The sequence below is a fragment of the Halalkalibacter sp. HAAS-P013 genome (assembly GCF_056619925.1).
The window spans coordinates 71,608-84,062 of record NZ_JBWQTU010000014.1 but is presented as its reverse complement, the minus strand read 5'-3'; the positions used below and the strand labels follow the sequence as shown (position 1 = coordinate 84,062).

The window sequence follows — 12,455 nt, the reverse complement described above, 5'->3', positions numbered from 1 at the left end:
TCCCTATTCAACTATTTATCAAGCCGATGTTTCCTGTTTGGATTCCTTTTTTACTAGAACTCCTTCTTTTGCTGGTCTTAATAAAGCTACTTCAAAATCTGGGAAATGACGCTGTAATTTTTTTTGAATTTCCTCACCGCGATGAAGTGGTGCCAAACAAAGCATCGTCGGACCTGCCCCACTTAGAGCAGCTCCGTAAGCTGCTGTTTCTTCACGTACTACCTTGATTACTTCCTGAAGATGTGGCACTAATTCTCCACGATATGGATGGTGAAATAAATCTTCGCTCATCATCTTTCCAGCTAATTCCCAATCCCCTTGTAGGATTGCCGCTACAAGGACATTGGCAACACTGCTTGCTCGAACCGCTTGTTTATAAGTAAGTTCAGCTGGCAAGACTCCGCGCGCTTTTTTTGTTTTTAATTCCTCTGAAGGAACGAGTAAGACGAGATCAACTTCAGGAACGCCACCGTATAACACATGTGTGCTGTCTTCTGTATGAGTCCCAATTACGAGTCCTCCATAAACCGATGCAGCTACGTTATCCGGGTGTCCTTCCCACAGACTAGCGAAACGAACTTTTTCACGTACAGAAAGCGATTCACCTGTTAATTGATTTGCTAATTCAATCCCTGCAACAATGGCTGCTGCACTACTTCCAAGACCACGTGCTAACGGAATATCACTTGTCATGTTCACATGACAAGGAAGAAGTTTTTTCCCAATCTCTTTTGCAACATGTGCAGCAACTTGATAAATGAGATTGTCTTCTCCCTCTTCAATTCCTTGTAATTCAACAGATGATGATTCGAACAACCATTTATCTGACGGCCGAACTTCAAGTGTCAAATAGCGGTTTACTGCGAGCCCCACTGAGTCAAAACCGGGTCCTAAGTTTGCTGAGCTACCAGGAACCGTTATGACAAATGGTTGTTGGCTCATGACATCACACCACCTTTAAGGTGAGCAAGAAACGCTTCTTTATCATTTGGTAAGACTGTTGGTTTCACTGTTACTGTATCAATTGCCGTGTTTGGATCTTTTAAGCCATTTCCTGTTAATACACATACAACTGTTGATCCTTTTTTGATTTCTCCTGAATCAAGTTGCTTTTTCAATCCTGCAATAGACGCACAAGAAGCTGGTTCAGCAAATACCCCTTCTGTTTTAGCTAGTAGTTGGTACGCTTCTAAAATTTCCTCATCTGTGACAAAGTCAATTGCTCCATTTGATTCCTCTTTTGCTGCAACTGCTTTATCCCAGCTTGCTGGGTTTCCAATACGAATTGCCGTTGCAATTGTTTCAGGCTCTTCAATTACTTTATTTTGAACGATCGCAGCTGCACCTTCTGCTTCAAAACCACGCATCTCAGGTAAGCCCGTTCCTTTTTTCTCATGATACTCTTTAAACCCTTTCCAGTAAGCTGTGATGTTACCAGCATTTCCTACCGGGATAGCTAAAACATCTGGTGCTTTACCAAGTGCATCAACAATTTCAAATGCAGCTGTTTTCTGCCCTTCAATTCGGTACGGATTTACTGAATTTACAAGTGTAATTGGCTCTTGTTTGCTAATCTCACGGACAATATCAAGAGCGTTATCAAAGTTCCCTTTGATTTCTAATACCTCAGCACCGTACATAACTGCCTGAGCAAGCTTCCCTAGCGCAATTTTGCCTTCTGGGATAACAACGATACATCTAAGTCCTGCTCTCGCTCCGTACGCAGCAGCAGCCGCTGACGTATTTCCAGTTGAGGCACAAATGATCGCTTTGCTTCCCTCTTCCTTCGCCTTTGCAACTGCCATGACCATTCCACGATCTTTGAACGAACCAGTCGGGTTTAGCCCCTCATATTTAACATAAACATTTACTCCCCACTCTTTTGATAGCTGTTCTAACTCAATAAGTGGTGTATTTCCTTCATGTAATGTGAGTAGAGGTGTCTCCTCTGTAACAGGCAAGTATTCCTTATATTCTTGAATTAACCCTTTCCAACGACTCATTTTTAACGTCCTCCTTCGACACGGTAGCTGCTTTCAATCGATTCAATGACTTCAAGCTCAGATAATTTTTTATATAACTGTTCATAGTTTTCTTTAGTTGTATGGTGTGTAATCACAATAACTTCAGCCACTTCTTCACCTTCAAGCGGAAGTTGTAGTAGCTTCTCAAAGCTTACATCATGGCTAGCGAATAAACTTGTAACAGCTTGGAACGTACCAGCCTTATCAATTACACGTAATCGCATGAAATATTTCGAGTCTATTTCATTTGCTTTTTTGAGTACGCGAGCATGTAATGGCTCTTGTACCTGCCTGCCACATACACCTAACCGCATGTTTTTCATAACAGACACTAAATCAGAAACGACAGCAGTTGCCGTTGGCAGCGAACCTGCCCCTGGTCCGTAAAACATCGTCTCTCCTACCGCTTCACCATATACATACACAGCATTATATTCATTATGCACCGATGCTAGCGGATGTTCTTTTGGAAGCAATGTAGGTTCTACACTTACTTCCACACGTCCCTCATCACGCTTAGCTAGCCCGATTAATTTCATAGTATACCCAAGTTGATCACAGTAATCTAGATCTGTTTTCGTGACAGATGAAATTCCTTTAACAGAAACGTCGTCTAAGCTCACATCCATAGAAAACCCAAGTGTCGCTAAAATAGCCATTTTTCTTGCAGCATCTAATCCTTCCACATCCGCAGTTGGATCACTTTCTGCAAATCCGAGCTCTTGAGCAACCTTTAATACTTCTTCATACGAACTGCCGTTTTGCGACATTTTCGTTAAAATGTAATTCGTCGTACCATTAACGATCCCCATCATTTTCGTAATGCGATCTGCAGACAGTCCATCACTTAAGCTCCGTAAAATAGGAATCCCACCAGCTACACTTGCTTCATAATACAAATCGCAGCCATTTTCAGAAGCTACTTGTAATAACTCCGCACCGTACAAAGCCATTAAATCCTTATTAGCTGTAACTACATGCTTTCCATTGCGAAGAGCCGTAAGTAAGTGCTCGCGCGTCGTTTCTATTCCTCCCATTACTTCAATAACAACATCAATGTTTTGATCGAAAAGAACATCTTCTATTTGATCCGTCACGAGTGATTCATCGAGATCCACCGGACGTTGTTTTTCTTTATCACGAACTAGTACTTTTTTCACCGTTACTGGGCAGCCTACTTGGTGACGCAATTCTTCTTGGTGACGGCTAATAATAGAAACAACCCCTGTTCCAACTGTCCCTAAACCCAATAATCCGACGCGAACTTCCGCTGCTGACATACTCTCTCCACTCCTTCTCCATTACTCTATTCATGTATACTCAAAAAGTACATTTGTTTATCTATAATGGACATTATAGACCTCTTTTCGACTAAGTACAATAGGTAATTTAATAAAATTCAGAAAAGTATAAGATATCATAAAAAAAGCCGCGCTTGCGGGCTTTTTTTATAATATCTATGCAATGTGCGGAGCCGTCACTTTCTTTTAAGCCTTTACTGAGTGGTCTTCTCAGAAAAAGCGCGCGACGTGCAGAGCCATTGCGCTTCTTCGATACTACTATCGCCTCCCTCGCTCGATATACGCTGATTTCCTTTACTATTCCCCAAAAAAAGACTAGTCAAAAAGGGAAATTCTCCCCTCTATAACTAGCCTAAAATATGATCAACCGCGACTACAACCAATCAAGCGGTGGCACTACAGTTGTACCGACTCCTTTAGTCATAAGTACAGTTTCAGCAAATTCTTTTAGAAAGCGTTCATTCTTATATTCATTTTCAAGCATCCGAAAAAAAGATTGCCCGAGTTGAATTTTTTCTTCTTGTAATTGACTTCGATAATAGCCCTCTATCGCTTCAAAATAGTGAAGCGGAAATAACAATCTTGCATATAATAGCTTCCATGAATAGCTCGACAATGGTTCGTACTGCTCATACCCTTTTAAAAACTCATTCAATTTCCCCCACGGAAAATTCGTTTCTGCTAAATGTTGATCTCGCGTCCATTCAGCTAAATCTCTACAAGCATGATCGTAAACAAATTCTGTCGGACGTTTTACGATATCTCCTTCTTCCGATAGGACAACCCACGTTCGATCCGTAAATCTCCTGTGACATATAGTGGGCTTTTCCTGATTACGGGCTGGATCATCCAAAGTTGCATCGACAACATATTGAATCGCATTTTCCGTCAGTCCCATAAAATAAGGATAAGAAAACAAAAAAGCCTCATCCACATAAGATTGCGGTCTCTCGTACAATATTTGCTGATACCATCCTTCTAATTGCTCCAACCTTGTTTCCCACAATTTCGGCCATTGACCGAAGAAATCATATCCTCGCTTCGGATACGAAAATTGCTTTCCAAAATGGTGAATAGCTGCTAAATGTCCACCCTTTTCTTCTAACGTTCGAAACCTAAAATGCCCTTCTTTTCTTTCCGCGGTCATTGGCAAAGCACAAACATAAACTTCTTGCCCATCAATTAAGCCACTCCTTCTCCTTTGCAGAGTATACAGGGGCTCAAGTACGGATGAATCGCCAATCGATCGCATGTAATCAGCAAAGGCTGTCATTTCATCTTCTTGTGACATACACTCTTCTTTCGGCAACAAAATATACGACTTACCGTCGGCTTCAAAGCCTTCGTATGACCCAATGGAAAAGCGCTTTTCACAATAAATCCCATACACATCATAAAGGTTCCTCTCAAACATTTACTTCCCTCCCTAACCTTACTCCTTTACCTAGTCTATGACCCAAATGAATAAAATGTGTATGTGGACAGTAGACTAGTATTAGCCTATAGTCATAATCAGGCAATGCCGACGGAGGTGTTTCGATGACAAAAAGGATTATGGACGAAGTTGAAATAAAAGCGAGAGAATGGTTAATTGAACGAGGGGTTACTTTAGAGGACATAGCCGAGCTCGTCTACTTTTTGCAAGTAAAGTATCACCCTGATCTCCAACTTGATGTTTGTTTAGATAACGTTGATAAAGTTCTTCGCAAGCGTGAAGTACAAAATGCAATCATTACTGGAATTCAGCTGGATATACTAGCTGAAAAGAATTTACTTGATGAACCTTTGCAAGGCATCATCGACCGAGATGAGGGATTATACGGCGTTGATGAAATTATTGCTTTATCCATTGTGAATGTCTATGGCTCTATTGGCTTCACAAACTACGGGTACATTGATAAACAAAAGCCTGGTATTTTAGAGAAATTGAACGACAAAGAATCAGGTAGCTGCCATACCTTTTTAGATGATATTGTCGGAGCAATTGCAGCGGCTGCCTCAAGTCGTCTTGCTCACAGTGCAGCTAATACGGAGTGATATTAAGCAAGGGGTTGTTCCAAAAGGTCTGTTTTTTGACCTTTGGAACAACCCCTTTTTTTGGAAAACCCTTATCAAACTGGAAGAAAGTTGTTAACCCATAACCTATAGCTTAATGGTAAAATGAACTATCATGGACGTACTATACGGGGGATATATATACAATGCATAAAAAAAGAAAAGTTTTACTATACATCACCCTTGGGATAATTTGGATATTGGTAACTGATTATATCGTTGCGCAATTGAATTCAGATCTACAAGTGTATATATTAATACAGCAAATCAAAGGGTTTATTTTCGTCATTTTATCGGGTTGCTTTATTTACTATGCCTTTGTCAAAAAGGTTGAAACTCAAGCCGTTAAAGCTGAAAAGGAAAAACTAGAGATATTAATTAATTCAATGGTTGATTTCGTCAACTTTAAAGATGGACAAGGCAGATGGACTCAAGCTAACGAGTTTGCGTTAAAACTCTTTCAAATTGAGCATGTTGATTATGTGGGTAAAAAGGATAGTGAGCTTGCTGAATATAGCGAATTTTACCGAGAGGCGTTCTATTACTGCGAAGCTTCCGATGAAGATGCTTGGAAAGTCGGGAAAGTATCGCGGTGTATTGAACAAATCCCTTCGCCTGATGGGAATACAAAAACATTCGATACGATTAAAGTGCCCATCTTTAATAAAGATGGCTCCCGAAAAGAATTAGTCGTTATGGGGCGGAACATTACTGATCAAGTCAAAGTTGAGAAAAAGTTAGAAAAGAGCCGACAAAATTATAAATCTCTAGTCGAGTTTAATCCCGGATTAGTATTTATTTTAAACCGCCAAGGGAATGTTTTAGAATTGAATCCGCAATTTAATGCGATGACTGGATATGACTCGAAGGATTTTCTAGGAAAATCGATCATGCCTCTAATTGAGAAAAAGAGCAAAAGAGAAGTTATCCGAGCCTTTAACCAAATTCTAAAAGAACAAACAAATTGGGTGAATCAGGAAATTACTGTATCCCACAAAGATGGCAGTCAGCGTATCTTTCGATGTACAGCTGTACCAACAATGTATAATGACAAGGTATTTGGCGCAATTGGCTACGCAATCGACGTGACAAAGGAAAAAGAAACAGAAGAACGATTACGTAAGACAGAAAAACTTTCAGTTGTCGGCGAACTTGCCGCAAGCGTCGCTCATGAAATTCGCAACCCTTTAACATCGATTAAAGGTTTTATTCAATTTATGAAATCAAACGATAACCATAACCAATCTTACTATACGATTATCCTCGATGAATTAGAAAGAATTAATCAAATTTCTAGTGAACTATTAGCATTAGGAAAACCTCGTGAAGTTCAGTTTGATAAGTGTGATATCAATCAAATTTTTGCTAGTGTTATGTGGTTACTAGAATCTCAAGCTAATTTATATAACGTCAAAATCGATTATTACCGAGATAACACATTAGATCATATTGAATGTGAGCCAAACCAATTAAAACAATTATTTATCAATATCATTAAGAATTCAATCGAAGCCGAATCTAAGAATATCAATATTAATGTAGGTGAAGTTATGAACAAGCTTCAAATTACTATTTATGATGATGGAAACGGCATTGATGAAGATCGAATAGAACGTTTAGGAGAACCTTTTTATTCATCAAAGGAAAAAGGAACTGGATTAGGGTTAGCCGTAAGCTATCGAATTATCCAAGCACATCACGGTAGTATTCATTTTGATAGTAAGCTAAATAAAGGAACTACCGTTACAATTACTTTGCCGACAACGCATCAGTAAATGTCTTAATAGCCTGTAAAGGGGGTGTCTCAAATGAGTCACCCCCTATTTCTTGCTAAGTAAACGTGTCTATTTTAAGACTTCCAATAAATAAACATAGTTTTTTTTCCTTTATCTGATAAAATTAGCGTGAGGTGATACTTTCAATGAGTGAATACGGTAAGAATGATATTCGTGAATGGAAGAAAAAACTAGCTCCATTTGAACAGTCACGAGTATCTATAAGTGTGCGTCAATTAATTAATTCAGTTGGACCTTTTTTAGGATTATGGATTTTAGCGTATGCAAGCTTAGGAATTTCCTTTTGGTTGACTTTGTTACTTGCCATCCCTGCAGCAGGGTTTTTGGTCCGAACGTTTATCATCTTTCATGACTGCACACACTACTCTTTTTTCAAGAGCCGTAGGGCAAATGAAATCGTCGGTATCATCACTGGACTATTTACATTTTGTTCTTTTGAACAGTGGAAACGTAGTCACACAACTCACCATGCGTCAAATGGAAACTTGGAGAAGCGAGGAGTTGGCGATGTTTGGACGATGACATTGCAGGAATATGTGAAGGCTTCTTCGTTTAAGCGCTTCGCTTATCGAACGTACCGGAACCCTCTCGTCATGTTTTTAATTGGGCCTTTATATCTTTTTTTAATTGATTATCGTTTTAACACGAAAGGGGCTTCCCAAAAAGAGCGAAGACACGTTTGGATGACGAATGTTGTGTTAGTATCTATTGTTTTCCTTTTAGGGTCTACACTAGGATGGACAAACTACCTCCTAGTACAGCTGCCGATCTTTTATATCGCAACATTTGCAGGCGTATGGCTGTTTTACGTACAGCATCAATTTGAAGATGGCTATTTTGAACACAACGAGAATTGGAATTTTGTTGAGGCTGCTTTAAAAGGAAGCTCGTATTATAAGCTACCAAAAGTATTGCAGTGGTTTTCCGGTAGTATTGGTTATCATCATGTTCACCATTTGAATTCTCGTGTACCGAATTACCATCTTGAAGCAGCTCATTTAAGTGATCCAAAACTGCAGGATGTTCCAACATTAACATTATTAACTAGCTTAAAATCTCTTAGCTTCAAACTTTGGGATGATCAAGAAAATAGATTTATTGGCAATCGTGATATTAGAGCGTCCTTGCAGAATAAGAAAGCAAAGGCCGCGTAATGAAAAAAAGAAAACCGTTAAGAATAATAACGGGTTCTGTTTTAGGAGAGAAAATGACAAATAACATTAGAAATAGCGTACAAATTCGCAATGATTTTGTACGCTTGTTTTTTTATTGTTGTATCAATGTTTGATTAGAATTCAACTTAAAATTAGCAGTTGGTTTAGCATACCTTTTAGCAAGAGTACATAAACTTATGTTACCTTTCTATTTCATATGCTAAAAGGTATGCTGATTACTTTATTAGTTTAAGAGTACGTTAATTTTTGTAGGAATTATGGAATTTGATGTTAAAATAAGTGTAAGGAAATTCTTTATTCAACTAACCAATCAGCTTTAGCAAAAGATGGGGGGATTGATTTTATGATAAGTTGGATACAAAAAGTGTTTCAGGCTACAAAATACTATTCAATATGGGATTTTGCTCTGTTAAAAGTATGTCTTTTTTCTATGGGGATTCTTATAGGTGTTTATTTCTTTCAATATTTCACTTCTCTAATGTCGATTATTTGGGTAATTTTTATCATTTCTTATATACTGATTATGTATAAAACATTTATAAAATACCTCAAAAAATGAGTGACAACATATTATGCAACGACTGTCTTCTGATGGAATATCGTTATATCAATTGAAAAAATAATTTGTAAAGCTAACGGAAGAGCATTTATTTAACAAGGGAAGAAATATGAGTAAAAACGCACAGATACTATTTTATCTGTGCGTTTTTGTATGTTAATTGCAGTGTTAATTTGCTTGGGATTGGAATGTTAAATGTAATGCTATTTAACCTGCTAATTAACGATTTCCCTCCCAAAACTGAACCCGTTATAAGAATAAGCGGTTTTCTTTTTTCATTTAAGTGAGAGTCAAAAACTTAGGTGCATCACTACTCATTTAACTAATTTTTTATGTTCAAACGATCTTCTTGTCTTACCCCAAAATAATAAACCCCTTAATCAAATGTCCATTCTGCCAATGTATCAATAGCATGCGTCGGTTTATCTTCTAGCGCCTCTACTTGTTCCTTTGTTGATACCCCTGTATACACCATCAATGTATCCATCCCTGCTCGTATTCCAGCAAGAATATCGGTATGGTAGTTATCACCGATCATGATGGTTTCGTCTTTTGTTAAGCCTATAACATCCAATGCTTGTTCAACAATGATTGATTCAGGTTTTCCAATAAACTTAGGCGCAACCCCTGTCGTTACTGACAAAACAGAAATTAATGAACCTGCCCCCGGCATTAATCCACGCTCCGTCGGCAATGCGACATCGCCATTTGTAGCGATAAACGTTGCTCCTGCTCTTATATTCAAAGCTGCAACAGCTAGCTTTTCATACGTAATCCCGCGGTCTAACCCCATCACGACGAAATCAGCATTCTCTTCCACGATTTCATGCCCTTCTTCTTCAAGAGCAAACTTCAACCCTTCTTCACCAATCATGCACACACGCGCTTGCTTCTTTTGCTCAGAAATATATGTAGCTGTTGCCATACTTGTCGTAAATACATGCTCAGCCGTTGCCGGAACATCCATTTCACGTAAGTGTTCGGCTACCTGCTCCGGTCTCTTAGTTGAATTATTTGTAACAAATAAATAAGGAAGCCCTTTCTTCTCAAGTTCCTTCACAAAGGTAACAGCTTCATCAATTTTTTCACTTCCACGGTACATCGTTCCATCCAAATCGATTAAAAAACCTTTATAGCCTTTCATACATCCCTCTTCCTATAGAGAAACTTCATCCTCTATCCCTCTTTGTTCTCTTTCACTTTATATATACAGCATGACGTATTTTCCTTCGCAATACATGACTTTCGTTCAACATGATCGGTCTTTAGCAAACGCTTAAACAATTGTTGTTCACAAGTACAAGCAATTGGATATTCCTTAGCCACTTGTGCAATTGGGCAGTTGTACTCTATAAACTCATACTCCCCTTCATTCAACTCTTTGTATTCGACCATATAGCCACCTGCGCTTTGAACGCGGGCGAGTGCTGCAATTCGTTCAGCAAAAGAGCCTTTAATTTCTGCTTCATACTTCTCATAAAGACGTTCTCTGCGCTGTTCAAATAATTGATCAACCATTTGACTTCCGCTTAATTGTTCAACATCTTGAAGAATGCCTAATGATAAATCGCTGTAATTCCGCGGAAACGTTTCGCTCCCTTTTTCTGTTAAGTAATACTTATGAATTGGTCGTCCCATCGCTTGTTTTTCCAACCTAGAGTCAATTAGCTTCTCCTTCTCAAGTTCCCGTATATGCCTTCGAACGGCCATCTCCGTTACCTCTAATTCAGTAGCCAAAGTTGAAACTGTTAGCTCTTGATTGCGTTTTAACAACGTTAAGATGACTTGACGTGTAGAGTTCGCTTCATTCCTCACAACGATCACCATCCTTATCACCCATTGTATGCGATGAACGATAAAAACTCAAAAGGACTGGCTCCTAAAAGCTAGTTTTATGAAAATGCCTTAGGTGACAAACTGCGAACCCGCGTCCTTAATCAGCCTCTCTCATTTGGCAAGAACGCGCTAACCGGACCTAACTCCTCTGTCAAATACCTTCTTACATCTAAAGGAAACTGGGTTAATGAAGCCTCATGGTTCGTCAATATTTCCACTATCTGTTGGTGGTTCACCTCTGAATAATTGGCAATTAGCTGTTTGCGCAGGCCAATGATTGTTTTTAAAGCAACCGCATCGTTAATCTTCACAACTTTTTCATCCTCTAATATGTCAATAATATCTTCATACCCACCTGGATCCCGCATAATAAATCCATCAATCATACTATTTCCAACATCAATAATTGATTCAATAACTACATAAGCAAGCCGCTCTAACGCTAGCTTTTCTGTTAAATTATTACAAGATGTTAGTTGTTCAACCTGTTCTTGTAGTGATTCCATATAATGGAGTGTTTGTTCAATTTTATTGCGATCTACAAAATACATGATGATACCTCCACACATTATTCTCTTCTTCGCGTTTTCACAACATGTTCTGTTCTCTCTTAGTATACAACACCAATGTCATCCTGAGCATAAAGAATCACGCACAAGAATCGAATCATTTCTTCCAATCCTCTCCCGTGGTATGATACTAAATATACACGGTGAAAGGAGCAATAATATGTCTGAGCGCTTTTTTTTATACGATGATATTGAAGAAACACGAACTCGTTTTGTAAGCTTTATGGGGGAAAATCAACGTTTTGACCTTGCCATTATTAACTCATCCAGATATTACGGAAAACAACTTGTGCTCGATGTCCAATCAAACCGGTTTGCGATCATTGGTTCAGACGATCTTGATGAACCTGGATACATAGAACATGCCTTCAACTTAACTGCTGAAGAGGCAGGAGAACTACGCTCATTTTTATACGAAATTGTTTAGGCGCACACAAAATAAAAAACACCTCATTCGGGCAAAATACTGAATAGGAGGTGTCTTTTTTATGACTGATAAAGAGGAACAAAAGTATTTCGACTTTTCAAATGTTGAAACACAGCGAAATTTCCTTGCTGCAGAAGACTTTCCTGAGGGGCCATATGGCTCACCAATCAATAAAGATAAGCCTGTTTCAAATAAAAGTACTCCATGGGAACCAGGACAGCGCTACTATAGTGCTTTTAATTATGAATTTAAGTCCCTGCACCAAAACTTACCTAGGCAGTTTCCAGAGGCTCACCCCACTCACGATGATCCAAACAAAAATGAGGAGCCTCCCTATACTTCGAACGATTAGTAAGATAAGGAAAAAGCAGTCTTTAGCAGACTGCTTTTTCCTTATTCTTTCCCTTTTTGGGCTGCTGGTACTTTCACTTTCTTAATGACAAAATAAGCACAGCCAAAATTACAGTACTCATACAAATAATCTGGTAAGGTACTAATTTTTGTATCATGTGTAGACTTTTTATGCTTGTCCTCAAAGAAGCCTCTCAGCCTTAATTGGTTATAACCCCAATCGCCTACAATGTAGTCATACTTATTTAGGACGTCAGCATAGCGATCTTTAAATGCTTCTTCGTCCCATCCATTTTTTACATCTTCAACAATTTCAAATTGCATCCCTTGTATGCGAACCATGTGGCTCACCTCTTTAACTT

At 38.8% G+C, this 12,455-nt stretch carries 13 protein-coding genes; 5 read left to right on the top strand and 8 right to left on the bottom strand.

Going from position 1 to position 12,455, the window contains the following annotated elements:
• Window positions 1-18: 18 nt before the first annotated feature.
• The 4 genes from thrB to yutH form a co-directional block, all read right to left on the bottom strand.
• Window positions 19-942: a homoserine kinase gene (thrB, locus tag AC1FXP_RS18290; protein ID WP_480063432.1), complete on the bottom strand. Its 924-nt coding sequence runs from the start codon at window positions 940-942 to the stop codon at window positions 19-21.
• Entirely contained in the window at window positions 939-2,003 is a 1,065-nt protein-coding gene (gene thrC / locus AC1FXP_RS18285; protein ID WP_034626598.1) for a threonine synthase, read from the bottom strand. The genes thrB and thrC overlap by 4 nt, the downstream gene beginning before the upstream one ends.
• Before the next feature lie 2 nt (window positions 2,004-2,005).
• A complete protein-coding gene (locus tag AC1FXP_RS18280) occupies window positions 2,006-3,304 on the bottom strand; it encodes a homoserine dehydrogenase (protein ID WP_480063431.1) in 1,299 nt (432 codons plus the stop codon).
• A 394-nt stretch (window positions 3,305-3,698) separates the two neighbouring features.
• Window positions 3,699-4,739, bottom strand: a complete 1,041-nt coding sequence (gene yutH, locus AC1FXP_RS18275; protein WP_480063430.1) for a spore coat putative kinase YutH — start codon at window positions 4,737-4,739, stop codon at window positions 3,699-3,701.
• Window positions 4,740-4,864: 125 nt separating this feature from the next.
• On the opposite strand from yutH, the gene AC1FXP_RS18270 reads away from it, so the two are divergent.
• The 3 genes from AC1FXP_RS18270 to desA all read left to right on the top strand — a co-directional run bounded on the left by AC1FXP_RS18270 (window position 4,865) and on the right by desA (window position 8,330).
• Window positions 4,865-5,362 (top strand): phosphatidylglycerophosphatase A family protein, encoded by a 498-nt coding sequence (locus AC1FXP_RS18270; RefSeq protein WP_480063429.1) that lies wholly within the window; start codon window positions 4,865-4,867, stop codon window positions 5,360-5,362.
• Between the two features lie 164 nt (window positions 5,363-5,526).
• Window positions 5,527-7,155: a PAS domain S-box protein gene (locus AC1FXP_RS18265; protein WP_480063428.1), complete on the top strand. Its 1,629-nt coding sequence runs from the start codon at window positions 5,527-5,529 to the stop codon at window positions 7,153-7,155.
• A gap of 146 nt (window positions 7,156-7,301) precedes the next feature.
• A complete protein-coding gene (desA, locus tag AC1FXP_RS18260) occupies window positions 7,302-8,330 on the top strand; it encodes a Delta(5) desaturase DesA (RefSeq protein ID WP_480063427.1) in 1,029 nt (342 codons plus the stop codon).
• Window positions 8,331-9,286: 956 nt separating this feature from the next.
• On the opposite strand, the gene AC1FXP_RS18255 is transcribed toward desA, so the two are convergent.
• From AC1FXP_RS18255 to AC1FXP_RS18245, 3 genes are all read right to left on the bottom strand, one after another.
• Window positions 9,287-10,054, bottom strand: a complete 768-nt coding sequence (locus tag AC1FXP_RS18255; RefSeq protein WP_480063426.1) for a TIGR01457 family HAD-type hydrolase — start codon at window positions 10,052-10,054, stop codon at window positions 9,287-9,289.
• A 32-nt stretch (window positions 10,055-10,086) separates the two neighbouring features.
• Window positions 10,087-10,737, bottom strand: coding sequence for a helix-turn-helix transcriptional regulator (locus AC1FXP_RS18250; protein WP_480063425.1), 651 nt, complete (start codon window positions 10,735-10,737; stop codon window positions 10,087-10,089).
• 110 nt (window positions 10,738-10,847) lie between these two features.
• Window positions 10,848-11,297, bottom strand: coding sequence for a DUF86 domain-containing protein (locus AC1FXP_RS18245; RefSeq protein ID WP_480063424.1), 450 nt, complete (start codon window positions 11,295-11,297; stop codon window positions 10,848-10,850).
• Window positions 11,298-11,475: 178 nt separating this feature from the next.
• On the opposite strand from AC1FXP_RS18245, the gene AC1FXP_RS18240 reads away from it, so the two are divergent.
• Together AC1FXP_RS18240 and AC1FXP_RS18235 are read left to right on the top strand one after the other, a co-directional pair.
• Window positions 11,476-11,742: a DUF3055 domain-containing protein gene (locus AC1FXP_RS18240; protein WP_480063423.1), complete on the top strand. Its 267-nt coding sequence runs from the start codon at window positions 11,476-11,478 to the stop codon at window positions 11,740-11,742.
• A 61-nt stretch (window positions 11,743-11,803) separates the two neighbouring features.
• Window positions 11,804-12,094, top strand: coding sequence for a cytosolic protein (locus AC1FXP_RS18235; protein ID WP_480063422.1), 291 nt, complete (start codon window positions 11,804-11,806; stop codon window positions 12,092-12,094).
• Window positions 12,095-12,135: 41 nt separating this feature from the next.
• Here the strand turns inward: AC1FXP_RS18235 and AC1FXP_RS18230 are convergent, their stop codons facing one another.
• Entirely contained in the window at window positions 12,136-12,435 is a 300-nt protein-coding gene (locus AC1FXP_RS18230) for a YutD family protein (protein WP_480063421.1), read from the bottom strand.
• Window positions 12,436-12,455 lie beyond the last annotated feature (20 nt).

Excerpts from the sequence above, each read along its gene's own strand:
- AC1FXP_RS18265 (WP_480063428.1), top strand. The coding sequence starts at position 5,527 with ATGCATAAAAAAAGAAAAGTTTTACTATACATCACCCTTGGGATAATT.
- AC1FXP_RS18250 (WP_480063425.1), bottom strand. The coding sequence starts at position 10,737 with ATGGTGATCGTTGTGAGGAATGAAGCGAACTCTACACGTCAAGTCATC.
- AC1FXP_RS18235 (WP_480063422.1), top strand. The coding sequence starts at position 11,804 with ATGACTGATAAAGAGGAACAAAAGTATTTCGACTTTTCAAATGTTGAA.
- AC1FXP_RS18230 (WP_480063421.1), bottom strand. The coding sequence starts at position 12,435 with ATGGTTCGCATACAAGGGATGCAATTTGAAATTGTTGAAGATGTAAAA.
- AC1FXP_RS18255 (WP_480063426.1), bottom strand. The coding sequence starts at position 10,054 with ATGAAAGGCTATAAAGGTTTTTTAATCGATTTGGATGGAACGATGTAC.
- AC1FXP_RS18280 (WP_480063431.1), bottom strand. The coding sequence starts at position 3,304 with ATGTCAGCAGCGGAAGTTCGCGTCGGATTATTGGGTTTAGGGACAGTT.
- desA (WP_480063427.1), top strand. The coding sequence starts at position 7,302 with ATGAGTGAATACGGTAAGAATGATATTCGTGAATGGAAGAAAAAACTA.
- AC1FXP_RS18245 (WP_480063424.1), bottom strand. The coding sequence starts at position 11,297 with ATGTATTTTGTAGATCGCAATAAAATTGAACAAACACTCCATTATATG.
- thrB (WP_480063432.1), bottom strand. The coding sequence starts at position 942 with ATGAGCCAACAACCATTTGTCATAACGGTTCCTGGTAGCTCAGCAAAC.
- thrC (WP_034626598.1), bottom strand. The coding sequence starts at position 2,003 with ATGAGTCGTTGGAAAGGGTTAATTCAAGAATATAAGGAATACTTGCCT.
- yutH (WP_480063430.1), bottom strand. The coding sequence starts at position 4,739 with ATGTTTGAGAGGAACCTTTATGATGTGTATGGGATTTATTGTGAAAAG.
- AC1FXP_RS18270 (WP_480063429.1), top strand. The coding sequence starts at position 4,865 with ATGACAAAAAGGATTATGGACGAAGTTGAAATAAAAGCGAGAGAATGG.
- AC1FXP_RS18240 (WP_480063423.1), top strand. The coding sequence starts at position 11,476 with ATGTCTGAGCGCTTTTTTTTATACGATGATATTGAAGAAACACGAACT.